Raw genomic sequence first — 24,069 nt, forward strand, 5'->3', positions numbered from 1 at the left:
AAGAACTTCTCGCCCGGCCCGTTGGCCAAAGCGTGGTAGAAAGAGCAGCGATTGTGCTGTTTTCCGTTGTTTCCCTCATTTGGGACTGCAAAGATACGACTTTGCTACCCCACTTGTCAAGTAAAACTATATTTATTTTTCCTGCCTGACTATCAGCTTGTTACGTCCAAGCTGCTGACTGTGAGCAGGTTACCAGTGGTATTTTGGCCCAATGCCGCTTTTTGTATCTGGTTTGGGAGTGCAAAAGTAGTGAATGTAGCTATGCTTGTCAACAACATAATGGAAAATATTTAGTGAAGTAGAAGAGCTTATTCTGTAACTAAGCTTATATCAGCTACTTGTCAATCAACGATTCCCTAATTTTTTTTACTTTGTCTTGATAGGCTTAATTTTTGAGCTTTCGGATTTCTCTAATCTATCTTATCAAGGCATGGTGGTATCCATTTTGCAGGTTCTATGAATTATATTGCATCCATGTTTTTCAGTGAAATAAGTTTTGTCCGGCATATAGCATGAAGATTCTGCACACAGCAGATTGGCACTTGGGGAAGCGGCTCTACCGCCATGAATTAGTCGACGATCACCTGCGATTTTTAGATTGGTTGAGTGAAACAATCGAGGACCGGCAAATTGACGTTCTGGTTATTGCCGGTGATATATTCGACACGACTAATCCAAACGACGGGTCGATGCAACTGTATTATCAGTTTCTAACCCGCATGTTGCCGTTGCAACGCAAAATTGTAATCACTGGGGGGAATCATGACTCGGCCAGCAAACTGAACGCTCCCCGTGACTTGTTGCATCATTTGAATATTCACGTGGTAGGCTGCACAAGCGGGAATTGTGTGGAAGAAGTATTGCGGCTGGCTAATGGACCGACGGATTTATTGGTGGCGGCTGTGCCCTATTTACGGGATGGGGACTTACGGCAATCCATTTCCGGCCAAACGTACGAAGATCGGGTTGAAGCGATACGTATGGGCATTCGGAATCATTATCAACGAATTGCGGACCATTGTCAGGCTGAGTACACCGACGTGCCAGTGCTGGCCATGGGTCACTTGTACGTAAATGGCGCGACTGTATCAGAAAGCGAACGCGAAATTCATACGGTTGGCGGGCAGGCGGCTTTTGCGTCGGAGCATTTCCCGGCTGGATTTGACTACGTAGCGTTGGGCCATATCCACGTACCGCAGCGTGTTGGACCTGGTGAAACGGTGCGCTACAGTGGCTCACCAATTCCGCTAAGTTTCGGAGAACGTGATAATCACCACCAAGTTTTGGAATTAACCTTCGACGGGGGCAAACTCCAAACGATAGAGTCGCTGGCAGTGCCGCGTTTTCGGTCCTTACGCCAAATAATAGGTTCATTAGACGAAGTACGCGACCGCTTGGAGTTGATCGAAGAGACCAATGCGTTGCCAACGCTGGTAGAAATAATAGTGGAAGAAGAGAATGAGAGTTTGGCTACTCAAATTCACTTCGAGCAGCTTCAGCGCGATTATGCCGGTGCTCCTTTCAGGATCGCCAAAAGCCGTCTTACGTTCCGAACAAAGCGAAAAGGCTTAGATGCGCTGTACGCGATTGACACCAACTTGCAGGATTTATCTTATTTAGATGTATTCGCCCGTCGGTTGGATACGTCTGACGTTGCGGATGACATGCGGGAAGTTTTGACGGAGACTTACCGAAAATTATACCAATCCGTCATGGAATAAGCGATACGCTGGTAGTATGAAGATTAGACAAATACGGTTTCGGAACATTAACTCATTTTACGGCGAACACCCACCCATTCAGTTCATGGAGGGGGTACTTAATCAAACCGGCTTGTTTGTTATTTCCGGGCCGACTGGCGCGGGCAAGTCAACGCTGCTGGATGTTATTACGCTGGCGCTATTCAACCGGGTGCCCCGTATTACGGACAGCGACGGGCGCGGGCTTTCCAAGGATAAAATTCTGGCTGAAGGGCTGATCATTAATAAACAGGCGGTTATCCAGCCAAGAGCAGCGGCTTATGCTGAAGTTGAATATGAATTGAAGGATAAGGCCTATCGGTCGCGCTGGTCGATTGATAAAAACCGCAACGGCAACTGGAACGATTACGAAATGGAAATTGCCGAGCTACCCGATGGTAAGGTAATTTCTAACCGGAAGCGCGACGTACCGGGCCTAAACACAGAGCAAATCGGACTAACATACGAGCAATTCATTCGGTCGATGGTGCTGGCGCAGGGTGCGTTCGACCGGTTTTTGAAAGCGTCGTCGGGTGACCGAAGCAAGTTATTGGAGCAGATAACGGGAACCGACATTTACCGACGGCTAAGCCAACGGGCGCACATCAAAAGTCGTGATTTCAGCGAGCTGCTCAAAGACAAACAGCGTGAGGTGTCCCTGATTCGGTTGCTGCCGGAGGATAAGATTACCGAACTGGCTGACGAGCGAACTGAGATTGACCTCCGACTGAAAGCGGTTGAGAAAGAGCTTAAATTTTACCGTGACGAAGTGAAGTTGGTGGACGATGGGCTGCTGGCAGAGAAAGAACTGGCTGAGCTGGATCTTAAGCAAGCCAAATGGGTCACGAAGCAAACAGCTTTTGCGCCCAAAGCGGAGCAGCTGGCACGTCACGAGCGAGTGGCGGATTTGACTCAATTACTGTCGGAACTGGCTAATGCCGAATCGAATCGGGATCGAGCATTGAGTGATGAGCGAGTTGCCCGAGGACTGACCGACGAACTACGCGCTAAACTGACAGCGCTAACCGAACAGACAGGGGCATTAACCCAACAGCCAACGCTGACGGAGCAGACCTTCAGCACCGAACTAACCATTTTTCGGGATAAGGTGCTCGCCTTAATACAAGCTATTACTACCGAGCGCGACCGGGCCGTACAACCCCGTCAGGCCATTCAAAATACGCTTGAAACGGCTTCGCACGAATGGTTTCGTCAACTCAATCCTAACGACATCGACCAGGTAGCCTGGCGGGTGACGACTCGTCGGCACGAAATTGGGATTGAGTTGGTACAACTCGAGAACGATTATCCGATGATGACGCCGGCTCGGTTGGAACAGGAAGTTGAGCAGCACTACCAGCAGGTGAAGCAAATTACGGCCCTGATCGAGCTGCAGAAACAGCAGCAGGAACGACTCATTGAAGGTATGGAGTTGACCAAGCTCGTGGACGAGAAACACGCATTTGTTGAGCGGCACAGACCAACTTTGCAGCAACTCGCTGACGAACTAAGCCAACTGGACGAGCAGAGACGAGTACTGGATCAGCGCAAAGAGCAACTGGCCCGGGAGGCTAACGTCACTGAATTGAGAAAAGGATTGGTTGCGGGCGATCCCTGCCCGTTGTGCGGGTCGGTGGAGCACCCATACGCTCAGCATTATGTACAGCAAGCCGGAACCATCGAGGTACAGTTACGACTGCTGGCCGAAGACATTCAGGTAAGAAAATCTGACTACGATGAACTGAACAGCCAACTGATTACGGCCGAAGCCGCCGGAAACCAACTTAACGTGCAACGGCAAAATCTACGGAAGGTCTTCACCGATAACAAGAAGCATATTTCAGAACAGTTAGCGGTTGTGACAACAGAACCGGAAGTTCAGCCGGAAGTGCTCAAGGATATGCTGGAGTTGGCGGAGGTGCAGCGGAAAGAGCTTGGCCATTTGCAATTGCTGTGGGACCAGGAAAAGTTACTTGACCGCTTAGCCAGCGACCTGCAAATCGTGCAGCATAGTGTTGAGGTAACCCAACAGCTAAGGACAGACAAAGAAGCGTTGTACGCAGGCGACGATGTCAAGGAACGATGCGCTCAATTAACAGCCCAGTTTAATCAGTTAAACAACGATCTGTCTACCCAGAAGGGCCTGCTCGCTCGGGCAACTAACGCGTATGCGGCCGCTAACGAGCAAATGAATACTCTTCAGGCGACACTACAGCCTGTTTTGACGGAGCGGAGTATTAGCGATGTGGCCGAGGCCCGTGTCTGTTTGCTCGATTCGCTGATATTGAAACAGCTACAGGATACGCAACGGGCATTGGCTGACGAGGCCCTCGGTCTGTCGTTGCGTCGCGAGCAGGAAGAAGAAAATCGAAGACAAGCCAGCGACGCCCGGCAAACCGATTTATCACCCGACGCCGTTCGGCAGTTGGTAAAGGATTTTGAGAAAGAGCAGCGCCAGAAGATTGAGCAATTGGGTAATGTGAAGGCGCAGCTAAAGGCCAACGAGAAAGATCAGAGCCGACACACGAAGCTGGCGAATGAACTCGACGTTTTAGAAGCCGAAGCGATGCCGTGGCACGAGTTGAATCGCCTGATTGGGAGCGCTAAGGGCGACGAGTACAGCCGCTTCGCACAGAGCCTGACCTTATCTCAGCTTATTGGTCTGGCAAACCGACGGCTGCGTGACCTTTCCGACCGTTATCTGCTACTAAAACCGCGCGACGGGCAGGATGAGCTTTACGTAATTGACCAGTACCAAGGGGGAGCCGAGCGCACCGTAACGAGTTTGTCGGGCGGGGAAACGTTCACGCTTAGCTTGGGACTGGCACTGGCGCTGTCGGATTTAGCCTCGCAGAACGTGCAGATTGAGAGCTTATTCATAGATGAGGGCTTCGGCACACTTGACCCCGAATCATTGGATACGGCCATTGTCATGCTCGAAAAATTGCAGCAAGAAAGTCAGAAAACCATCGGTATCATCTCCCATCGGCATGAAATCAAAGAACGCATCAGCGTCCAGATTCAGGTCGAGAAAGGGAACGATGGGAACAGCCGGGTGAGGGTGGTGGAGGTTTAGCGATCAGTCGTTAGTCGATAGTTGTTAGTGACGTCCGGCGGAGCCACCAACAACTATCGACTAACAACTAACAGCTTACTTATTTATCAACGCCATCACCTCCTCCGAAATGCCGGTCATGCTGAATCCACCATCGTGGTAGAGGTTTTGCATCGTAACCATACGCGTCAGATCAGAAAAGAGGGTTATAACGTAGTCGGCGCACTGATCGGCGTTGGCATTGCCGAGAGGGGCGGTTTTGTCAGCGAACTCATAGAATCGGTCAAAGCCCCCAATGCCGCCCCCGGCCGTGGTAGGAGTTGGCGATTGCGAAACGGTGTTGACCCGCACATGCCGGTATCGACCATACCGGTAGCCGAAGCTCCGGGCAATGGACTCCAGAATGGCTTTGGCGTCGGCCATGTCGGTGTAAAACGGAAACGTCCGCTGAGCGGCCATGTACGTCAGCGCCACTACCGATCCCCACTCGCTGATGGCATCGAGTTTGTAAGCCGTTTGCATCATTTTGTGAAACGACAGAGCCGAGATGTCGATGCTCTGCTTGAACCACTCATAGTTCAAATCGGTGTAGGCTTTACCCTTACGGATGTTCGGACTCATGCCAATGCTGTGCAGCACAAAGTCAGCCTTGCCGCCCAGGATTTCGGTCGATTGGGTAAAAAGTGTCGTCAAATCGTCAACGGATGTAGCGTCGGCGGGGATAATTTCGGCGTTGCAGTGCTGAGCCAGTTCCCTAATCGCTCCCATGCGCATGGCAATCGGCGCGTTGGTAAGCGTAAACGTAGCGCCTTCTTCCTTCGCTTTAAGGGCGACTCGCCAGGCAATTGATTTCTCGTCGAGGGCACCCGAAATGATGCCGCGTTTTCCGTTCAGTAATCCGTAGGCCATGTTAAATTAATGGATAATGGGAATGATTAATGAATAATGTGCAATGGAAGCTATGCACCGCATTATCCATTATGCCTTTTGCATCATTCATTGTACAAGGCGTCAAAGTTAATTTAATTTTTTGTCGGGCCGCCGTCACTTCGTAGCGTTACTGTTGCTGTCACAACCGGTGGTATCGTCGGCAGTTTCAACACATCGGTCATAAACTTCTCGGTAGCCCGATATACTCCGTCCAGATCGCCCGACGTGAAATGCGATGCGATAACGTGTTCGCCCGCGTTGGGAAAGGCCATTTTCTGTTTTTTGTTGGCGGGAGTGCCCAGCGCTTCATACATGCCCAGCATGGCGGGAACCGAAACGACTTTGTCCTGATTGTCTTCGTCTTTGTAATAATAACCCATAAATAGTGGCTGCTTCACTTTAGCGAATTGCTCAGGCGTCATAAACTGGTCGAGCATGGTCTGGAGCGTAATCAGGCCATTGGTGTGGTAGCTTGTGAGCCAATAGCGGGCGCGGTCCGGTTTGTAGTGGGTAGCCACAACGTGTTCACCGCCGAATGTCCGCTCCAGAATTTGCCTGCCCCACGGTCTGGTGGCCAGTTTGAGCGCCGGATTGGCTACCTCAATACAGGGCGAATACAGGACCAGTCCGTGAATTTCAGGGTGTCGTGCGGCTAAATACAGAGTCAACATTCCACCCGCCGATGTACCAATAAATACAACTTTGTCGCCCAGCGCTTTGCCGATAGCCAGCGCCCGCTCGGCCGAACCAGCGTAATTGGCGGGGGTCAGTCCCTTGAATGCGTCGGGTGAGTCGACACCGTGCTCATGGGTTCGGGCGAGGTACAAATTACAGCCGAACCGTTTTGCTAATTGCTTATGAATGGGATCGCCCTCGGCCCAACTGGCCGTAAAACCGGGGATGTAGACAATGCTGAACGGCGTTTTGACTTTATGCAAACTATCCGCCCACACAATGCGGGCTTCATTGTCGGGGCGCAGGTTGGCTTTAGCTTCTGAGTCGGCAATACCTTGTTCCAGTTTAAGCAAATCGGGGTCAAGCTTGATTAATTCTTCTTTAATACCATCGGGACGAGCAGCGGGACCAAGCATGTAACCAACAACAATTACCGCCACCAACAGGCCGGTGATAGTGAAAAACCGTTTCATAATGTATATAATTTGTACGGTATAGCCTTACTTTTCGCTGATGTCCATTCTGATGCGCCAGTCTTTGGGAAGGTAGTTATTGACTCGATTTTCGACGCCTTTCATCCAGCCAATATTCAGACCCTTGTACTGAGCCAGCAGCCAGCCGTTCGCGGGTTCATCCAGCACCAAATTCTCTTTTTTAAAGTACCGTAGGGCATTTTCTTTACTTAACGCTACGGTGGGCAAATTTTGGTTGACTGCCGTGCTCAGTGCCAGCGCGTGTGATGGAATAAAATCGGTGCCTTTAAACTGGCCCATCTCCAGGCCGAACCCTTTATTTTTTAGCGCGACGTCCAGCCCTAAAAACTGCTTTTCCAGCACCTTCGGCAAAGCCATTACATCACTGTTGGGTTTTTCCCACAACGAGAAATCAGTTGGGTTTTGAAGCCATCTCGCAGCCGATGCAGCTTCCCGCGTTCGTAAGGCCCGAATGCTGCGAAACGTCCGGGCGTCTAATTTGACCGGTGCCGTGAAGGCCGTTTTTTTGAACACGCTGATAAAAAAGCCTTCACCCCGAACCCGGTGTGGGTAACATTGATACCCCACTGAGCCGTCAATCTCTTGTTCGACTACGTTCCAGTCGGGTGGCAACGCGAGCGGATGATTACGAAAGCCATTTTCGGTTAGGAATCGGACATTTTCGAGGTTTTCATCGTCGTTGTAGGTACACGTGCTGTAGATGAGCGTACCCCCCAGATCGAGCAAGGGAGCGGCTGCGGCCAGAATGCGTTTCTGGCGGGCCGAACACATCTGCACACTATCCTTCGACCACTCGTTCATGGCGTCGGGATCTTTGCGAAATAAGCCTTCGCCCGAGCAGGGGGCGTCAACAACAACCACGTCGAAGAAACCCGCGAGATTTGTTATGTCTCCGGGGTCATGGTTACTGATAACGACGTTTGGAAATCCCCACTTATCCATGTTTTCGCGCAACACCGCCACCCGGCTACGGATAACCTCATTGCAAATCAGCAAACTATCCCGGTGCAGGGCCGACGCCAGCAGCGTACTCTTACCACCCGGCGCTGCACACAGGTCGAGAATTCGTAGTGGGCGGGTAAGATCGGCCGTTTGTTTTAGTGCTTCGTTCAGCAGCATGGATGAGGCTTCCTGCACGTAGTAGCCTCCCGCATGAAACAACGGATCGAGCGTAAAACTGGGCCGTTCGGGGAGGTAATACCCTTCGGTACACCACGGTACCCGTTCTAAACCAGACGTATCGAATACGTTCTTACGCGGATTTATACGGATGCTCACCGGCGTGGGCTGCGTCAGTGCAGTCTCAAATGCGTCATAGTCAGTGCCCAATTGCAACCGCATTTGCGCTTCAAACGCCCGTGGCAATCCAGCCGGGGGCAATCCATCCGAAGACTTCACGGCTCCAGACCACTTATTTTGGTTCATCGGTCAAAAATACGGAACTGTCGGGCGGTTTTTACTAAACTTGCACCATGCTCAACGAACAGGCACAATTTGCCCGAATTAAAACCCTTATTTTCGATGTCGACGGTGTGCTCACCGATGGTCGACTCCACCTGCTGGCTTCTGGTGAGCAGTACCGGACTTTCGACATCAAAGACAGTTACAGTCTGGAAGTGGCTCTGAAAGCTGGTTTTCGGGTTGGTATCGTTTCCTCAGCCAATGCAGACGGTGTAAGAACGTGGCTGGAAACGCTTGGAGTAAAAGACATTTTATGGGCGGTCCGCCCGACCAGAAACTGAATGCGTACCTCGGCTACGTCACCCGCGACGACCTGAATGAATCCGAAATTTTGTACATGGGCGACGACATCATCGACTGCCCCATTCTAAAACGCCCGGGCGTACTAAGTACCTGCCCCGCGGATGCGGTTGAGGAAGTAAAGGCCATGTGCGCGTACGTATCGCCGAAGATGGGCGGGCATGGGGCGGTTCGGGACGTGATTGAGCAGGTACTAAAAGCCCAGGGGAAGTGGACAGTAGCGTAAATAATGCCCTAACTGATTTACCAGAGCGTGACCGGGCCGTTATCTGGCATCCATTTACGCAGATGCAGACGGCCCCACTGCCCGTACCGATTGTGCGGGGAGAAGGGTCGATACTATACGACGCCAATGGTGGCGAATACCTCGATATGATTTCGTCGTGGTGGGTCAATTTGCACGGCCATGCCCATCCGTACATCGCCAAGCGCGTATCGGAGCAGCTCAACACGCTCGAACACGTTATTTTCGCGGGTTTCACGCACCAGCCCGCCGTCGAACTGGCCGAACGGCTGTTGACAATTCTGCCCCAGAATCAGGCGAAAGTCTTCTACTCCGACAACGGTTCGACAGCCGTTGAAGTCGCGTTGAAGATGGCGTTTCAATACTGGCACAACCTCGGTCAGCCACGCCGGAAGGTAATTGCGTTGGAAGGCGCGTACCACGGCGACACGTTCGGGGCGATGGCCGTGAGTGGGCGAAGTGCCTTCACGGCTCCATTCACGCCATTTTTGTTCGATGTGGAGTACCTGCCCGTTCCAGTAACCGGGCAGGAAAATGCTGTTTTGCAACTGGCCGAAAAACTGTTCACCGACGAGGTAGCCGCGTTCATCGCCGAACCATTGGTGCAGGGAGCGGGCGGCATGGTCATGTGCGAACCAACCCTTCTCGATCAATTATTTCAGTTAGCCCGGCGCAACGATACGCTCATCATCGCCGACGAAGTGATGACTGGCTTCGGCCGGACCGGGCGCTTGTTTGCGTCGGATCATTTGCGGCAGAAGCCCGACCTGATGTGCTTATCGAAAGGACTAACCGGCGGCACGATGGCGTTAGGCGTAACAGCCTGCACCCAGGCCATTTACGACGCATTTCTATCCAACGATAAATTTAAGACCCTATTTCACGGTCACTCATTCACGGCCAATCCGCTGGCCTGCACGGCCGCCTTAGCCAGTATGGATCTGCTGCTTTCCAACGAAACGCAGGATAGCATACGTCGCATCTCGGAACGTCATACCGAGTTTGCCGGTCGATTAGCTACCTATCCGAATGCCGAGAACATACGTCAGCACGGTACGTTACTGGCGTTTGATGTAAAAGCGGGCGAACAGACTTCGTATTTCAATACCATTCGAGATACGGCGTACAATTTTCTGTTGGAGCGGGGTATCCTGATGCGGCCGTTGGGCAATGTGCTGTACCTAATGCCACCCTACTGCACTACGGATGCGCAGTTGGAGTACGTATATGAGCAAGTAGAAGAACTGCTAAAGGGTTTGTCTTAAACAGCCAGAGGCTGTTTGACCGACAACAGTGGTTAATTCACTCAGCTTATTCGGATCAAACAGCCAGAGGCTGTTTGATCCGAATAAGCCCGCCTGTTTTTGTTTAGCTTATCGGCCGGGTCGAGTACTGATCCATTACGTCGCTGGGATGAATTTGCAGTACGTTGGCCAGCACCAACAGCACAAGCGTTCGAGAGGCAATTTTACGGGAGATGCCCGCAATGGACGCGAATAGGTCGACCGTAATATTGTCGTGTTCGCCGAGATGTTGCATGAGCTTATGCTCTTTTTCGCCATAGCTGAACCGAATATTACGCTCAATCTGGGTTCCTTTCAAAATCTCGCGCACTTCGCGGCTGGCCTGAACCGACTTGTCGGCCACGCGCACGTAGGCTTTTTTGTTATCAGGGTCGGCCGGATCGGGCAAAATATAGTGCGGTTTGCTCAGGCTGGGCGGCACCCGAATCACCAGCACCTCGCGCTCGTCGTAGAGTTGCACCCGGTCGATGGTGTAGCTAATGCGCGGGAAACAGTGTTTGTGAATGGCCCGAACGAGCAGGTACTCGTCTTCGTCGGCGTATTTGAGACCTTGAATTTTCTTGTCGTCGCCGACACCGATAAGCATGATGCCGCCGTTGGTATTAGCGAAAGCGACCACGCCCCGTATTATCTTTTCGGGATGATTGGTTTTCAGTTTGAACTCTAAACTGCTACCCTCTCCCCGTTTGACCAGGTTCTTGAGTGCCTGATAGTCCATACCCGATGAGTTCATCTGGTTAAGCACTGAATCGTGATAAAGATACGGCTTCTCCACAAATTTGCAAGTATAACCGGCGTATCTCTATCATGCGTTAAAAGCTAAGCGTATTTGGCCAACTTGTGTGCATAAGAACCAGTGCTAAATGTCCGGCTTATAGTCTTTTCAATCACTTTAATAAACACAAAAGTCGGGCTAAACGTTGCTCCGGTTCGTACTCAAAAAAGGGTGCCACTCATCGAATAGCACCCTTCTCTACTGACACTAATCCCGAAAATTTAGTATTCGTCTTCGTTAAAGAAAAAGTCATCCTTAGTCGGATAGTCAGGCCAGATTTCTTCAATGCTCTCGTAAGGCTGCCCATCGTCTTCAAGTTCCTGCAAATTCTCGACAACTTCCAGCGGGGCACCGGAGCGGATCGAATAGTCAATTAACTCGTCTTTGGTAGCAGGCCAGGGGGCATCTTCGAGGTAGGAAGCTAATTCAAGTGTCCAGTACATAGTGTGTTCCGTATTTAATGGCTATTTTTCAATCAGGGTGCAAAAGTAAAAAAATCGTTAGTTTCCAAGCTATTTTCCGCAAAAATGTTCTGCGGTTTCGATTTGCTGGGTTTAGGCCTTTAACCCATAACGTGTACGTTTGTTTTGAGCAGCGAATTAAATGCATTTCATGGTTGATAAACGCCAATTCCTGCCACTTTCTTACTCATCCCATTACTTGTAATTGTACCGACCAACCTGCTCATGACTGTCGAAGTATGTGCTTACTCGCTTCAATCCTGCCTGACCGCTCAAGCCGCTGGTGCGCACCGTATTGAGTTGTGTGGCGGGCGGGCTGAAGGCGGCACTACGCCCAGCGCGGGGTTAATCCAACTGGCCCGGCAACACCTGTCCATTCCACTGTACGTTATGGTCCGGCCACGCGGGGGCGATTTTCTGTATACCAATGCCGAAGGGGCCGTGATGGCGGCTGACATTAAGCTGGCGAAGAAGATGGGGGCCGATGGCGTTGTGCTGGGCCTGTTGCTGGACGATGGTACGGTCGACGTTGACCGCACAATACAACTCGTCGAACTGGCTCATCCGCTGCCCGTGACGTTCCATCGGGCTTTCGATATGTCCCGAGATCCGCTGGAGGCCCTCGAAGCGGTGATCCGCACGGGTGCCGTCCGCATTCTGACGTCGGGTCAGCAGCCAAGCGCCGAAGCGGGCCTGCCCGTGTTGCGCCAGTTAGTTCGGCAAGCCAACAGACGGATTGAAATCATGGCGGGGGCGGGCGTAAATGGAGCCAACGCCACATTACTTATTGAAGCGGGCGTCGATGCGTTGCACCTCAGCGGCAGCGCCCGGCACGACAGTCCAATGATCTACCGGCAACCCGCCGTTTCGATGGCCTCATTTACGCTGAGTGAGTATGAGCGGGTTGAAGCCGACGAAGAGACAGTTCGGGCGGTGGTGGAGTTGAGCTTATAACACAACAGCCCGGTTTCCGGAGATAAATACCCTATCGTTAAAAACCAGTTTTAAGGCCTGCGAGAGCACAATCTTCTCAACATCTTTCCCCTTCGTGGCCATGTCGGCAGCCGTGTGCCGGTGATCAACTTCCTGCACGTTCTGCGCAATAATTGGCCCTTCGTCTAAGTCATTGTTGACGAAGTGAGCTGTAGCACCAATAATTTTGACGCCCCGCTCGTAGGCCTGCCGGTACGGGTTAGCGCCCACAAAAGCGGGCAGGAACGAGTGGTGTATGTTGATGATTTTATTTGGAAAATGATCGACGAAGGAAGGCGTTAGTACCCGCATGTACTTGGCCAGCACGAGGTATTCCGGCTCGTAGATGCTCAGGGTGCGCTGGATGGCCTCTTCGTGTTCCTCGCGGGTTTTTCCTTCGTGCGACACGTGGTGAAACGGAATGCCAAATTTGCTCACCAACGGCTGCAACACGTTGTAGTTACTCACCACGGCCAAAATGTCGGCATCCAGTTCGTCGAACGCATAACGAATCAGCAACTCGCCGAGGCAGTGATGTTCTTTAGTGACCAGCACAACGATATTTTTCTTACGCTTCGGATTTAGCCGAAAGGTGATGCCTTCGGCATTGGGTAAAGTTGTATTAAGTTCATCGAGTAGGGCCATACTGTCAAACATGTTCGGCGCGTCCCCGGTCTGGATTGACCCGGCCTCGAATTCGGTTCGCATAAAAAATTGCCCTGCCGGACTCACGTATTCATCGTTGTGAATGATGTTGAGACCATGACGGTACAATACGCCCGTGACGTGGTAAATCAGGCCCTTGCTGTCGGGGCCGTCCATGAGCAAAACGTGTTTTATGGGGTCGGGCATACGGAAAGTTGCATCAACGGTTGATTTACAATAGGTTTGTAACAGGCAGCTTATCGTATGCCTCACCTAAAACTTTGGATGGATGGTGAACAAAAACGCCGGGAGCGAGAAGACTTGCTAATTCTTCAGCAGACCATCCAGCCCGAACTAACCCGTCTCGAAGAACTCATTTTGTTTCATAAACCGCCAGACAGCGATCAGGATTTCGATGATTATGTTGATAAAGCGATTTATTTCCGCAATATCCTGAAACGTATTGAATCTGATTTAGCTAAATTGAGCGAGTAGTAAACCTTATGGCTATGAGTGCTGAAATCATTATCCAACGGCTCCGCAAAGCCCAAACCAGCGAATTGTCTCAGATACGCGCCGACTACGACGCGTATCTGGCAACGCTCACGACCGACGAGCAAAAACAAGTTATTAATCAGGTAGAACCCGTCCTGCGCGAACTCATGCACCAATCCGCGAATCGGTTGGAAGAGGCAGTGGCTTCCTACCTGATACGCAGTCCAAAGCAGGTTGCGATTTAAGAAAATTACATCTTTACCGCCAGCTCTCGGGCTGTTTGTCGGTACGATATGGACTTTCAATACAGGCTTCGCAGTCCGTCGAAAATGGATATACTGATTTGGCGTACGGCTGACTGGGCGCTCCCAGCCGACTGACGTAAACGATGCGCTGTTTACGGGCCGATACCTGAAAGTAACCCAGCATTGGTGGGCCACCTGCTTTTTCATTGCTTATGTTGCCCGTCAAGGTGGCGGGTGTGGCATCAAACACGCTGCCGACGTTTCCCGTCAACGCCTGCACCGTTTGCCAGTACTGATACGCTCCCCGGCTCAGCGACTGTTGCCCGATGGCGAGATAATAAGGCGTTGTGTCGTCGTAGGGTACACGAGCCACGAGTTGCCCGGCCAGCCGGTTACCGTTGATAAGCTGGTCCGACGCAATCAGAATGTCGCCGTTGCTGCCCGTGATGTTCCAGCAGTCAGAACAGCAGCGTTTGGCATAGGTCACGTTGAAGCCGCTCGGACGGAACAACACGCAGTAGTCAGGTTTGTCATAATGCACCCAATCCCACTGGTAGTAATTTTCAGCGCTGGCGGGGTCGGTCAGGTCGATGTACACGGAGAAACTACCGAGGGTGCTGACATTGTCTATGATGGTCGGCTGGTACACCCGATATACGCTGTCGATGACCGGAACGGGTTGCATCAACTCTGGCTCAGAGCGATACGTTTGCCCTTGGTAGCGAATGGTCAGCGCGTAACGCCGACCGACCTCGCCCCGAAAACCGACGGGCGACACGTAGTAACCCCGGCCTTCTTCCACAAAGCGCGTAAGAGTTGCTTTATCGTCGGTGACGGAGAGGATCGCCCCTGTAATGCGCTCATCGAATGCGCTCTCGTCATTGTTGTATCCCGCTGATTGTGACAGCAAAAAACGGCACGGTCCGGGCGCATCAGTCAGTACGCCGTCGAATACCAAATACCGCTCCCCACCAATTAATTGTGGGTCATATGGGTCGATGCAAGATGACAGCATCGTCAACAAAAGCAAGCAGATAGCAACCGTTCGGATAAGCATCAGAATCTAAAATTATAGCTAATCGACGGAATCACCGATCCCAGCACCGACAGTTTGTAGGCGTCCACCCGGTTGTAGTATTCAGCGTAGAGTTTGGGCGTTTGCACATACACCGAATAGGCATTCCGACGGCCCAGCACGTTGTATAGCGACAGACTCCAGTCACTCTCAAACCGGCGTTTTCTGTCCGGTCGGCCGCTGTCGCGCAAGCCGTTTATTGTCAGGCCGAGATCGCAGCGGATGTAATCGGGCAGGCGGCTCTGGTTGCGGTCGGTGAAGTACGGTACGATGCGGTTTCCCACGTAAATTTTGGCAGTCGGATAGGTAACGGGCCGCCCGGACGCGTACACCCCGTTTGCTGACACGCTGACGCGGCTGGTCAGTTTGTAATTCAGGATAGCGTTCAGGATGTGCGGCTTGTCGTACGGAGCCGGGTAATACCGACCACTGTTGACAGCAGCGTCGGCAAACGGACTGTCGATCAGAAACCGCGTCTGCGAATACGTATAGCTGATCCAGCCGGTGAACAATCCAGCGTTTTTACGAATGTATACTTCTAGTCCCCGCGCAACCCCGTCACCCTGCAACACCGCCGTTTCAGGGTAGCGGTTCAGCAAAAGCGTGGTGCCGCCTTTGAAGTCATTCACATTTTTGAGTCGTTTGTAGAACACCTCGACCGATAGTTCGACCGCGTCGTTCCTGAGGTTCTGAAAATAGCCTAACGACACCTGATCGGCCACCTGTGGTTTCAGGTACGGACCGGCCACCTGCCAGCGGTCGGCGGGCAGCGCAGCCGTTGTATTGGACAGTTGTTGCAGGTATTGAATCATGCGACTCAGACCAACCTTGACCGACGCCCGGTCACTGAGCGCGAAACGCACCGACAGACGTGGCTCCAGCCCGCCGTAGGTCTGTGCCAGCCGCCCGGCCCCGGTTAGCACGGAATCAGTAATGGTTTCGGGCGAAGGCGGGACACCAACGCGGTAGGTGTAGGTCGTAGCCGCGCCCAACCGCCCGAACCAGGAGTACCGCAACCCTGCCTGCACCGAAAATCGTTTCGAGAAGGTCCAGTCAGCCTGGGCGTACAAACCCGTTTCAATGGCCCGTTCGTCGGGCAACCGCACCGGATTGACCTGCGAACTCGGGTGGTTTGGCTCCAACCGCCCGGCCGTGACATCGTAGAGAATGCCGCTTAGCCCAACCTCGGCCTGAAAGCGCGAGACATTTACGTAAGTCAGGTTCGTTTTGATTTGTTGGTAGTCGATACCCGACCTAAGCTGGTATGCCCGTGCCGAATCGGGCGTGCTGATCGTTGACCGGTAACGGCTCCAGACGCCGGTCGTCTGCATCTGCCAGCGGGCCGACAGGTAGCGCGACCAGCCCAGTGTAACGATCCGGCTCTTCCAACCAAACTCCAACCGTGACCCGTCTAATTCGACCTGCCGCAACGAATCGCCGGGGAGCCGAAACCGGTCGGCGCTGTGGAAGACCGTCAGTGACAGTTTGTTTTTAGCGTTAGGGAAATAATCGGCCCGCAACACGGCATCCGTAAATCCAGCCTTGACGCCGGTAAGTGCCCGGATGGGAAACAGCCGCAGCAGTTGATCGGCGTAAGCAATGCGACCGGCCGCGTAAAACGCCAGTTTGTTCTTAATCAACGGTGCGTCAATTTTCAGACGACTGCTAATCAACCCCAACCCACCCGACACACCGAACCGCGTGGCTTTGGCTTCTTTCAGGCGGGTTTGCAGCACCGAAGCCGCCCGCCCGCCGTAATTAGCGGGGACGCTGCCCCGGTAAAAACTCATGTCCTGCACGACGTCGGGGTTAAAGACCGACATGAATCCCAGCAGGTGCGAGGCATTGAACAGGGGCGCATCGTCCAGCAGAATCAGGTTCTGATCGGCGTTGCCACCCCGCACGTTGAAACCCGTCGAAGCCTCGCCCACGCTGCTCACACCGGGCAGAAACTGAACCGTCCGCATCACGTCTACCTCACCCAGCAGCGTGGGCAATTGCTTCAGCGTTCGGGCTGAGAGCGTCGTTACACCCACGGCATTGCCCCGTACGGCCTGACCGGGTTGATTAGCCGTCACAACCGTTTCGCGCAGGAGCGTGACGCGCTCGGTCAGTCGAAATGACAGCGAAACATCGGCGCGGGCCGTAATGGTGCGTTGCATCGTCTCAAAACTCTGGTGCGACACCTGCACCGTCTGAACCCCTTTCGGCAGCGGCACCGAGAAGTATCCCGCCGAATCAGTCACCGTACCCAGCCCAACGTCTAACAGCAATACCGATGCATTGACCACGGGCGCGTCAGTCTGGTCATTACGCACATGACCCGCCAGCCGAAAGCGGGATTGGCAAACGGCTGGTGATGACACGAACAGGAATAAAAACAGCGTGGGCAGCGATTTGCGCATATAGGCTGTAAGATAAACGCTTACATTCGCTTAATCAACCAGTTGCCATCACATACATGCTAAACCGTCGCCGTTTTCTAACCCTTAGTTCGCTGTCTGGTCTGTTCCCCTCGCTGGCCTTTACTACCAAAACTGACCCTCTGGTTCCTTCTCCACTCGTCCTTTCAACCTGGAAACAGCCCAAAGCGCACGCAGCCGCTCAGTCCGTGCTTGACCGGGGTGGCCGGGCACTGGATATTGTCGAAGCGGGCGTTCGTGTGCCCGAAGCCGACCCGAACGATACGAGCGTTGGCTACGGAGGGCTGCCCGACCGTGACGGCCGCGTAACGCTCGACGCCTGCATTATGGACGAGAAAGGGAATGCCGGGTCGGTTACGTTTCTGGAGCAGATAATGCACCCGATTTCGGTGGCACGGGCCGTGCTTGAGAAAACACCCCACGTTATGCTGAGTGGCGAAGGAGCGCTGGCGTTTGCCCTCTCGCAGGGGTTTAAGAAAGAGAATTTATTGACCAAATCGTCGGAAGCCGCCTGGCGCGAGTGGCTCAAAACGGCTAAGTATAAACCGGTTATCAATATCGAACGGCACGACACCATTGGTATGCTGGCGATTGATAAGCAGGGGAACCTGTCGGGGGCCTGCACCACCAGCGGGCTGGCCTACAAAATGCACGGGCGCGTGGGCGACTCACCCATCATTGGAGCCGGGCTGTTTGTCGACAATGAAATTGGCGGGGCCTGCGCCACGGGTTTGGGCGAGTTGGTCATGCGTACCTGCGGCTCGTTTCTGGTAGTGGAGTTGATGCGACAGGGCCGCACGCCCCAGCAAGCCTGCGAAGAAGCGGCCACGCGCATTGTCAAAAAGCAGGAATACAAAGAGGTTCAGGTTGGTTTTCTGGCCACAAACCGGCAGGGCGAGGTGGGTGCCTATAGCATTCAGCCAGGATTCAGCTACACAATTTCGCGCGGTGGCCAAACTGATGTGCGGGAAGCCAAATCTTTTCTGGGTAAATAGTTTGGGGTTTGTGGTTTGTGATACGTAGTTTGGCCCTGTTTTCCAGTCAACGCAACAGCGGCTGATGGGAGCCGTCAGGACCAGCCACGCACGTACCACAAAACCCATACACAACCTTGGAATCGATATTCTCAACGTCAAAGCGAAAGTTACTGCTCGAAGTCGCCTGGGAGGTGTGCAACCAGGTTGGAGGCATCTACACGGTGATTCGGTCGAAAGTCCCGGCCATGGTCGAGAAGTGGGACGATAACTACGTAGCCCTCGGCCCTTATTTTCCGCAACGGGCGGCTGCCGAATTTGAGCCAATTACCGAATCCGACGAAACCGAAATCGGGCAGACCGTCCGAAAAATGCGGCAGTTGGGGTACGGCGTTGAATACGGCTACTGGCTCGTAACGGGCAGGCCACGGGTGGTGCTGTTCGACATTGCCAGTTTCACCACCGATCAGCTCAACCAGACGAAAGGGCTGCTTTGGCAAAATCACCAACTCTCGACTCTGAACGTCGAAGAACTTGTTAATCAAACAATTGCGTTCGGCGAGATGGTCCGGCAGTTTGTGACTCTGCTTGCCGGAGACCACGCCAAACGGGTCGACTTTGTGGTTCATTTCCACGAGTGGATGGCCAGCACGGGCCTGCCCGATTTGCGCCGGGATAACGTCAAAGCCGCCACCATTTTCACCACCCACGCCACCATGCTCGGCCGGTATCTGGCGCAGAACGAACCCGGCTTCTACGGCAAGCTCCCCTTCTTCGACTGGAAACGCGAAGCCCAGCATTACGGCATTGAAACTCAGGCGACTATCGAACGACTGGCCGCCCTGCAATCCCACGTATTCACCACCGTCAGCGACGTAACGGCCCGTGAGTGCGAGGTTTTTTTGGGTCGAAATCCTGACCTTGTCTTACCGAACGGTCTGAATATTACCCGGTTTGCGGCCGTTCACGAATTTCAGAATCTGCACGTTCAGTACAAGCAAAAGATCCACGAGTTTGTGATGGGTCACTTTTTTCAGAGTTATTCATTCGATCTGGAAAAAACGCTGTACCTCTTCACGTCGGGCCGATTCGAGTTCTCCAACAAAGGGTATGACCTTACCCTGGCGGCCCTCGCCCAGCTCAATCAACGGATGCGCGACGCCAAAATGGACATGACAGTTGTGATGTTTATGGTCACCAAGCAGCCTTACACCTCCATGAACGCCGACGTGCTGCATTCGCGGGCGCTGCTCGACGAAATTCAGGAGACGTGCGAGAACATTGAGAAGCAGGTTGGCGAGCGGCTCTTTCAGGCGGCTGCGTCCGACCAGGGCATTGCCCTACCCGACCTGAATAATTTTGTGGACGAATACTGGCGGCTCCGGCTCCGGCGAACGGTGCAAAGCTGGAAAACCAAGCGCCTGCCCCCCTTCGTGACCCACAATCTGGTGCAGGAGGACGATATGACGCGCTTTATCCGGCAAGCTAACTTAGTCAACAACGAGTTCGACCGCGTCAAGATCGTTTATCACCCCGATTTCATTGCCTCAACCAACCCGCTCTTTGGGTTGGATTACAGCCAGTTTGTGCGGGGTTGCCACCTCGGCGTGTTTCCGAGCTACTACGAGCCGTGGGGCTACACCCCGCTGGAGTGCATTGTGCGGGGAATCCCGACCGTCACCAGCGATCAGTCAGGCTTTGGTGATTTCATCATGCAAATCATGCGTGACTTTGAAAGCCGGGGTATATACGTCATCAACCGCCGGACGCAGAACTTCGAGGAAGCCACTAACCAGTTAACCGATGTGCTGTTCCGGTTCGTTAAAATGGCCCAGCGCGACCGAATCCAGCAGCGTAACCGCGTGGAGAGCATCGCCGAAGTTTTCGACTGGAGCAACCTGCGCTCCTATTACGACACGGCTCACGATCTGGCACTGAAGCGCAAGAAGCCGTGATTAATTTTCTATATTGCGGGACCATATCTGCCTGATAGTCAACTAAATATAGTTCCGCGACTTAGCGTACATATCTATGTTGGGTGCGGGTCCATAAAGTGCGTGAGTGCCAGCGTCTCGGCGACAAGTTGAACGCCCCGGTAAGGCAGGTTTAGGCTTCCATTTTGGGGTTGCGGCTGACAAGCCAACCGCCCCGACAGGCAGGTTTAGGTTTATAGTTCAGCGTTCTTGGCGACAGGTCGCACGTCCCGACAGGCGGGTTTTGACAAGGCTCGGTACAAAGGTTTGGAAGTGCGTTGTTGGGCTTCGCGCTCGGTACAAAAAGTTTGGACCGTACGTTGTGTGCGCTCCGCGTGGGCGGCTTTTCTGGCGACAGGTTGCTCGCCCCGAAGATGAGTCTCATCCCAACTCAAACAGGTGTGTAAAGGTGCAAGTACGTCCGTTTTTTCAAGTATCTTGCTCACCATCAACACCTGTGGGTGTTGGGTGATAGTCCATAAATTAGCTGGCAAGGCGGGTTTCGGTCGACAGGCAGCGCGTCCCAAAGGTCAAGCTTTTGCTCGTTCGGCGGGTTGCGTATGACAAGTTGAACGTCTTAGTTGGTCGTATATGACAGGTGCCGGGCATAAGTATTCAGGGTTGATTACTCTAAATCGTATTTTAATGGCAAAATTTGGTCAACACTTATACCGGTTATCCGTTTCACCTGAAAGTTTGTTTATCTATTTCTATTCTGGTCCAACGTATCAAATTAGGGAAGGTTTTACCTTTGGTAGATCCCCATTTGAGATTCTCGTCTTTGATGAAGGGCTTAGAATAAATATTTGTAACGTCTATTTTGAGTTGCCCAAAAGTGAAGTCAAGTACTCAGCAGATGTTATTCAGAACGGCGACCTTGTACGCGTAAACGTGAGCATAAATCTTCCTTTTAGTACTAATGTGATATACTGCCGATATGAAGGACCTGTTTAATTTTAAAGCAGGTACATCAGAGCGGTTCCGCTAATGAACCAAATTTATATATAGAATAAGCCTTTTACCTTTTGAAGCGGATAACTGGTGTAAATGTATCAAACAGCTTAACAAGCATTCATCTTCGTGACAGATGACCGGGCAAGAAGCTTAGTGTTTACAACTACTTTTATAAGAGAATGTACACCGACGAGACAATTTTAGCGAAAGGCCGCTATAAATTCACTGCACTCTGTCGGGTGCCAGCGGATTATCTTTTAAACCAGTACAAAAATTATCGACCTAATAATCTTGAATGGGACCGTGACTTAGTTGTTTACGTGGAAGATAACCTCGAACGTATCTACGCTCGGTTAGAAGGCCGAACTGAAGCTCCCCGACTTGACTGGCCCTGCTCAAAGATCACATACATAGACAAACAGGAGGCTAACAGTGCATTGCATAAAATTCAAGCGTTTTCAAATGCGGTCACATTACCTGTTCGATCATATGAGTGTAGCCGATGTGGCTTTTGGCACTTGACATCTAAGTCAAAAGAAGAATATGAACAGTTAGTAACGCAACATCAACAAAAGATTTAACTCGTTTTAGGAGCTACTTGGGCAGGTTACGGACGACACGCCGGTATGCGACGTGGACAGCCCAACCGGGCAGGGGTGTAAAGGCTCCTGCGTCGCCATCAACCCCTGCCCGGTTGGGTGTTCCATTCAACAAGTGCTTGTTCGGCGGGTCGCGGGCGACAGGTTGCAGGCCGCAGAGGTTAGGCTTTTTGCTCGTTCGGCGGGTTGCGGCTGACAAGCCAAACGCCCTGAAAGTCAGCGTTTTGGTTTGCATTTCAGCGTTCGCGCGACAGGGTAAACGCCCCGACAGTCAAGGTTTGGGCAAAAGCTCTCAGTAGCAAGCCAAATTAATACCCAAGTTGTTGTAATATTGTGTTACACGCTCCAAGGCAATGAAAACACTAACTGTCAACGATAAGGATTACGCCAAAGCCATAAAATTGTTGATTGAAAACGGTATTCAAACCGAGCCAGAACCCGAGGTCAACATTCCACTCCTACGCAAGAGTAACGCTAAATCTGGCGAGACTCCAGCCGCTTTTGGTGGTATTTGGGCTAATGATGAACGCACAATGGCATCAATTCGGGCGAAAGCATGGCCAAAAAGAAGATAGTCCTATGCGATTCTAATGTATTGTTTGACTATTTCCGAGGAGTGCCGGTAATGGTTCAGGAATTAGATGAGCTTGGTTTTGACCGTCTTTATCTGAGTGTGATTTCGGAAGCGGAAATGTATGTAGGCATGAAACGTAGCGAAAAACGCAGGACAGTCGAAACCATCAACAAGTTTAACGTGATTGGTTTGGACGCTGAAATCTCGCGCCGACTACTCAATCTGACTTGGGAGCATTATGGAAAACGACCGGGCATAGCCGATATGATTATCGCAGCAACCGCGCTAACGTATCCGGTTGAGTTGTTCACCTTCAACAAAAAAGATTTTGATTTTGTGGAGGGAATCACTTTTTATAGACCTAAGTACAAGCACCAATACGGCCCTGAATCTGCGTGAATCAGCTTTCCGGTGACAGGCAGCAGGCCGCGAAGTCAGGCGAACAGCCCAACCGTCCATGTGTGTAAATGTCTCGCTACGCTCGTCATCAACACATGGGGGCGTTGGGTGTCGGTTCATCAAGTACTTGTTTGCCAGCGTCTTGGCGACAGAAAGTACGTCTCAGAGGTTAGGCTTTTAGCTTCCATTTCAGCGTCTCTGGCGACAGGCCGCACGTCTCGACAGGGCAGCTTTTTGGTTTGTTCGGCGGGTTGCGGTTGACAAGCCAACATCTTGACAAGGTGAGTTTAGGTTTGCGGGGCGGCTCTCTAGCGACAGGCAGCGCGTCCTGTCAGCCGGGGTTTCGGCTTCGCGTTCGGTAGAAAAGTTTGGAACGTGCGTTAGTTATCCTCGCGCTCGGTATAGAATGTGTTATCGAAGGCATTTGCTTGAAGAGCTTTACTCTTGAAAACAGTTTGTCCAATTATGAACAACGATTCAATATTTCTCGACTTTCAAGCACTTTACAGGGCAAGCCGTTTAACTGAAAGTGAAAATTTTATCATCAAGGACGGCATCATAAATACCGAATTGTACAACAGTCAAAAACGCAAAATTCTGTTAATTGCCAAAGAACATAATTTTATCAACAAACTCAAATATCCTAATGGGTATGAGGGCGATTATAGATATTGGTGGGATAATCATCTTAACTATACATTTTCGCATAGAATAAGTGAATGGTCTTTCGGTGTCGCTGATGACTTTAGAACTCCCTACGAAGAAATAAGCTGGGAACAGAAAATGAATGCTCTTAGATCGATTGCATTCATCAATGTTAAAAAAACAGGTGGCGGCTCCTCTTCCAATCCAAATACCATATTGAGTTATATCGAAGCAAGTCGAGATTTACTTCAGCAACAAATTACTGCCGTTGACCCCGATCTGATTATTTGCTGTTTTCGTCATGACTTCTATGTGAGCAAACTATTAGAGGTGTCGATGGAACGAGTTCCGACCAATCATTATAGCCTCGGCACATGGCAAGACAGAAAAGTTATCAACTCCTATCACCCTTCGTCACGAAAAGGAAAGAAGTTCTTGTTTGATCAAATCCGCGAAGCCGTGAGAACATAATTGCGCTTTGGCGTATAAATCGGAAGCGTGTTCGTGGCTCGCTCCGCGTGGGTTGGGTCTCGTGCGACAGGCCGCAGGCCGCAAGGTTAACGTTTTCAGCCCAACCGCCACCGAGTTCGCGGGCGAACGAACCCAGAAAAACGCATGAGAACAGTAAACCACCGTTTGAGCCTATATTTACCTGGCT

22 protein-coding genes are annotated in these 24,069 nt (G+C 51.9%); 13 read left to right on the plus strand and 9 right to left on the minus strand.

The features are described from left to right. Positions 1–512: 512 nt before the first annotated feature. Both ACYVHB_RS31870 and ACYVHB_RS31875 read left to right on the plus strand, forming a co-directional pair. Positions 513–1,721, plus strand: a complete 1,209-nt coding sequence (locus tag ACYVHB_RS31870) for an exonuclease SbcCD subunit D C-terminal domain-containing protein (RefSeq protein ID WP_461056093.1) — start codon at positions 513–515, stop codon at positions 1,719–1,721. A gap of 16 nt (positions 1,722–1,737) precedes the next feature. Further along, complete coding sequence (locus ACYVHB_RS31875; RefSeq protein ID WP_461056094.1) at positions 1,738–4,815, plus strand: AAA family ATPase; 3,078 nt, start codon at positions 1,738–1,740, stop codon at positions 4,813–4,815. Positions 4,816–4,890: 75 nt separating this feature from the next. Here the strand turns inward: ACYVHB_RS31875 and ACYVHB_RS31880 are convergent, their stop codons facing one another. The 3 genes from ACYVHB_RS31880 to ACYVHB_RS31890 form a co-directional block, all read right to left on the minus strand. After that, the gene (locus ACYVHB_RS31880) at positions 4,891–5,703 is read right to left on the minus strand and encodes an enoyl-ACP reductase FabI (RefSeq protein ID WP_461056095.1); all 813 of its coding nucleotides are present in this window, start codon (positions 5,701–5,703) and stop codon (positions 4,891–4,893) included. Between the two features lie 113 nt (positions 5,704–5,816). Further along, a complete protein-coding gene (locus ACYVHB_RS31885; protein WP_461056096.1) occupies positions 5,817–6,872 on the minus strand; it encodes an alpha/beta hydrolase in 1,056 nt (351 codons plus the stop codon). 27 nt (positions 6,873–6,899) lie between these two features. Continuing rightward, on the minus strand, positions 6,900–8,318 hold the full coding sequence (locus ACYVHB_RS31890; protein WP_461056097.1) for a methyltransferase RsmF C-terminal domain-like protein: 1,419 nt from the start codon (positions 8,316–8,318) through the stop codon (positions 6,900–6,902). Positions 8,319–8,365: 47 nt separating this feature from the next. Between ACYVHB_RS31890 and ACYVHB_RS31895 the strand changes: the two genes are divergently transcribed. The 3 genes from ACYVHB_RS31895 to bioA are packed head-to-tail and all read left to right on the plus strand — an operon-like array spanning position 8,366 to position 10,163. Then, a complete protein-coding gene (locus tag ACYVHB_RS31895) occupies positions 8,366–8,635 on the plus strand; it encodes a hypothetical protein (RefSeq protein ID WP_461056098.1) in 270 nt (89 codons plus the stop codon). Next, positions 8,608–8,880, plus strand: a complete 273-nt coding sequence (locus ACYVHB_RS31900) for a hypothetical protein (protein WP_461056099.1) — start codon at positions 8,608–8,610, stop codon at positions 8,878–8,880. The genes ACYVHB_RS31895 and ACYVHB_RS31900 overlap by 28 nt, the downstream gene beginning before the upstream one ends. After that, positions 8,865–10,163, plus strand: a complete 1,299-nt coding sequence (gene bioA, locus ACYVHB_RS31905) for an adenosylmethionine--8-amino-7-oxononanoate transaminase (protein WP_461056100.1) — start codon at positions 8,865–8,867, stop codon at positions 10,161–10,163. The genes ACYVHB_RS31900 and bioA overlap by 16 nt, the downstream gene beginning before the upstream one ends. Before the next feature lie 103 nt (positions 10,164–10,266). Here the strand turns inward: bioA and ACYVHB_RS31910 are convergent, their stop codons facing one another. Both ACYVHB_RS31910 and ACYVHB_RS31915 read right to left on the minus strand, forming a co-directional pair. Continuing rightward, complete coding sequence (locus ACYVHB_RS31910) at positions 10,267–10,935, minus strand: AlbA family DNA-binding domain-containing protein (protein ID WP_461056101.1); 669 nt, start codon at positions 10,933–10,935, stop codon at positions 10,267–10,269. A 263-nt stretch (positions 10,936–11,198) separates the two neighbouring features. Then, on the minus strand, positions 11,199–11,420 hold the full coding sequence (locus ACYVHB_RS31915; RefSeq protein WP_009284883.1) for a DUF2795 domain-containing protein: 222 nt from the start codon (positions 11,418–11,420) through the stop codon (positions 11,199–11,201). A 243-nt stretch (positions 11,421–11,663) separates the two neighbouring features. On the opposite strand from ACYVHB_RS31915, the gene ACYVHB_RS31920 reads away from it, so the two are divergent. After that, positions 11,664–12,392, plus strand: coding sequence for a copper homeostasis protein CutC (locus tag ACYVHB_RS31920; RefSeq protein WP_461056102.1), 729 nt, complete (start codon positions 11,664–11,666; stop codon positions 12,390–12,392). Here the strand turns inward: ACYVHB_RS31920 and purU are convergent. Next, positions 12,387–13,262 (minus strand): formyltetrahydrofolate deformylase, encoded by an 876-nt coding sequence (gene purU, locus ACYVHB_RS31925; protein WP_461056103.1) that lies wholly within the window; start codon positions 13,260–13,262, stop codon positions 12,387–12,389. The genes ACYVHB_RS31920 and purU overlap by 6 nt on opposite strands. Before the next feature lie 57 nt (positions 13,263–13,319). Here purU and ACYVHB_RS31930 point away from each other — a divergent pair, with 57 nt between their 5' ends. After that, complete coding sequence (locus ACYVHB_RS31930; RefSeq protein ID WP_461056104.1) at positions 13,320–13,550, plus strand: hypothetical protein; 231 nt, start codon at positions 13,320–13,322, stop codon at positions 13,548–13,550. A 14-nt stretch (positions 13,551–13,564) separates the two neighbouring features. Beyond that, complete coding sequence (locus ACYVHB_RS31935) at positions 13,565–13,795, plus strand: hypothetical protein (RefSeq protein ID WP_461056105.1); 231 nt, start codon at positions 13,565–13,567, stop codon at positions 13,793–13,795. Between the two features lie 13 nt (positions 13,796–13,808). On the opposite strand, the gene ACYVHB_RS31940 is transcribed toward ACYVHB_RS31935, so the two are convergent. Together ACYVHB_RS31940 and ACYVHB_RS31945 are read right to left on the minus strand one after the other, a co-directional pair. Beyond that, on the minus strand, positions 13,809–14,810 hold the full coding sequence (locus ACYVHB_RS31940; protein WP_461056106.1) for a DUF4249 domain-containing protein: 1,002 nt from the start codon (positions 14,808–14,810) through the stop codon (positions 13,809–13,811). A gap of 41 nt (positions 14,811–14,851) precedes the next feature. After that, entirely contained in the window at positions 14,852–17,275 is a 2,424-nt protein-coding gene (locus tag ACYVHB_RS31945) for a TonB-dependent receptor (RefSeq protein ID WP_461056107.1), read from the minus strand. Positions 17,276–17,331: 56 nt separating this feature from the next. On the opposite strand from ACYVHB_RS31945, the gene ACYVHB_RS31950 reads away from it, so the two are divergent. Then, positions 17,332–18,288, plus strand: a complete 957-nt coding sequence (locus ACYVHB_RS31950; protein WP_461056108.1) for an isoaspartyl peptidase/L-asparaginase family protein — start codon at positions 17,332–17,334, stop codon at positions 18,286–18,288. Positions 18,289–18,404: 116 nt separating this feature from the next. Beyond that, on the plus strand, positions 18,405–20,222 hold the full coding sequence (locus ACYVHB_RS31955; RefSeq protein WP_461056109.1) for a glycosyltransferase: 1,818 nt from the start codon (positions 18,405–18,407) through the stop codon (positions 20,220–20,222). Positions 20,223–21,788: 1,566 nt separating this feature from the next. Here the strand turns inward: ACYVHB_RS31955 and ACYVHB_RS31960 are convergent. Continuing rightward, positions 21,789–22,028, minus strand: coding sequence for a hypothetical protein (locus ACYVHB_RS31960; RefSeq protein ID WP_461056110.1), 240 nt, complete (start codon positions 22,026–22,028; stop codon positions 21,789–21,791). 118 nt (positions 22,029–22,146) lie between these two features. Here ACYVHB_RS31960 and ACYVHB_RS31965 point away from each other — a divergent pair, with 118 nt between their 5' ends. The 3 genes from ACYVHB_RS31965 to ACYVHB_RS31975 all read left to right on the plus strand — a co-directional run bounded on the left by ACYVHB_RS31965 (position 22,147) and on the right by ACYVHB_RS31975 (position 23,882). Beyond that, complete coding sequence (locus tag ACYVHB_RS31965; RefSeq protein ID WP_461056111.1) at positions 22,147–22,368, plus strand: hypothetical protein; 222 nt, start codon at positions 22,147–22,149, stop codon at positions 22,366–22,368. Beyond that, positions 22,350–22,766, plus strand: coding sequence for a PIN domain-containing protein (locus ACYVHB_RS31970; RefSeq protein WP_461056112.1), 417 nt, complete (start codon positions 22,350–22,352; stop codon positions 22,764–22,766). Before ACYVHB_RS31965 ends, ACYVHB_RS31970 begins: the two co-directional genes overlap by 19 nt. 465 nt (positions 22,767–23,231) lie before the next feature. Continuing rightward, entirely contained in the window at positions 23,232–23,882 is a 651-nt protein-coding gene (locus ACYVHB_RS31975; protein ID WP_461056113.1) for a hypothetical protein, read from the plus strand. The last annotated feature ends 187 nt before the right edge of the window (positions 23,883–24,069 follow it).

Source organism: Spirosoma arcticum, assembly GCF_054779955.1.

Excerpts from the sequence above, each read along its gene's own strand:
- ACYVHB_RS31870 (WP_461056093.1), top strand. The coding sequence starts at position 513 with ATGAAGATTCTGCACACAGCAGATTGGCACTTGGGGAAGCGGCTCTAC.
- ACYVHB_RS31875 (WP_461056094.1), top strand. The coding sequence starts at position 1,738 with ATGAAGATTAGACAAATACGGTTTCGGAACATTAACTCATTTTACGGC.
- ACYVHB_RS31880 (WP_461056095.1), bottom strand. The coding sequence starts at position 5,703 with ATGGCCTACGGATTACTGAACGGAAAACGCGGCATCATTTCGGGTGCC.
- ACYVHB_RS31885 (WP_461056096.1), bottom strand. The coding sequence starts at position 6,872 with ATGAAACGGTTTTTCACTATCACCGGCCTGTTGGTGGCGGTAATTGTT.
- ACYVHB_RS31890 (WP_461056097.1), bottom strand. The coding sequence starts at position 8,318 with ATGAACCAAAATAAGTGGTCTGGAGCCGTGAAGTCTTCGGATGGATTG.
- ACYVHB_RS31895 (WP_461056098.1), top strand. The coding sequence starts at position 8,366 with ATGCTCAACGAACAGGCACAATTTGCCCGAATTAAAACCCTTATTTTC.
- ACYVHB_RS31900 (WP_461056099.1), top strand. The coding sequence starts at position 8,608 with ATGGGCGGTCCGCCCGACCAGAAACTGAATGCGTACCTCGGCTACGTC.
- ACYVHB_RS31910 (WP_461056101.1), bottom strand. The coding sequence starts at position 10,935 with ATGAACTCATCGGGTATGGACTATCAGGCACTCAAGAACCTGGTCAAA.
- ACYVHB_RS31915 (WP_009284883.1), bottom strand. The coding sequence starts at position 11,420 with ATGTACTGGACACTTGAATTAGCTTCCTACCTCGAAGATGCCCCCTGG.
- ACYVHB_RS31920 (WP_461056102.1), top strand. The coding sequence starts at position 11,664 with ATGACTGTCGAAGTATGTGCTTACTCGCTTCAATCCTGCCTGACCGCT.
- purU (WP_461056103.1), bottom strand. The coding sequence starts at position 13,262 with ATGCCCGACCCCATAAAACACGTTTTGCTCATGGACGGCCCCGACAGC.
- ACYVHB_RS31930 (WP_461056104.1), top strand. The coding sequence starts at position 13,320 with ATGCCTCACCTAAAACTTTGGATGGATGGTGAACAAAAACGCCGGGAG.
- ACYVHB_RS31935 (WP_461056105.1), top strand. The coding sequence starts at position 13,565 with ATGAGTGCTGAAATCATTATCCAACGGCTCCGCAAAGCCCAAACCAGC.
- ACYVHB_RS31940 (WP_461056106.1), bottom strand. The coding sequence starts at position 14,810 with ATGCTGTCATCTTGCATCGACCCATATGACCCACAATTAATTGGTGGG.
- ACYVHB_RS31945 (WP_461056107.1), bottom strand. The coding sequence starts at position 17,275 with ATGCGCAAATCGCTGCCCACGCTGTTTTTATTCCTGTTCGTGTCATCA.
- ACYVHB_RS31950 (WP_461056108.1), top strand. The coding sequence starts at position 17,332 with ATGCTAAACCGTCGCCGTTTTCTAACCCTTAGTTCGCTGTCTGGTCTG.
- ACYVHB_RS31960 (WP_461056110.1), bottom strand. The coding sequence starts at position 22,028 with ATGCAAACCAAAACGCTGACTTTCAGGGCGTTTGGCTTGTCAGCCGCA.
- ACYVHB_RS31965 (WP_461056111.1), top strand. The coding sequence starts at position 22,147 with ATGAAAACACTAACTGTCAACGATAAGGATTACGCCAAAGCCATAAAA.
- ACYVHB_RS31970 (WP_461056112.1), top strand. The coding sequence starts at position 22,350 with ATGGCCAAAAAGAAGATAGTCCTATGCGATTCTAATGTATTGTTTGAC.
- ACYVHB_RS31975 (WP_461056113.1), top strand. The coding sequence starts at position 23,232 with ATGAACAACGATTCAATATTTCTCGACTTTCAAGCACTTTACAGGGCA.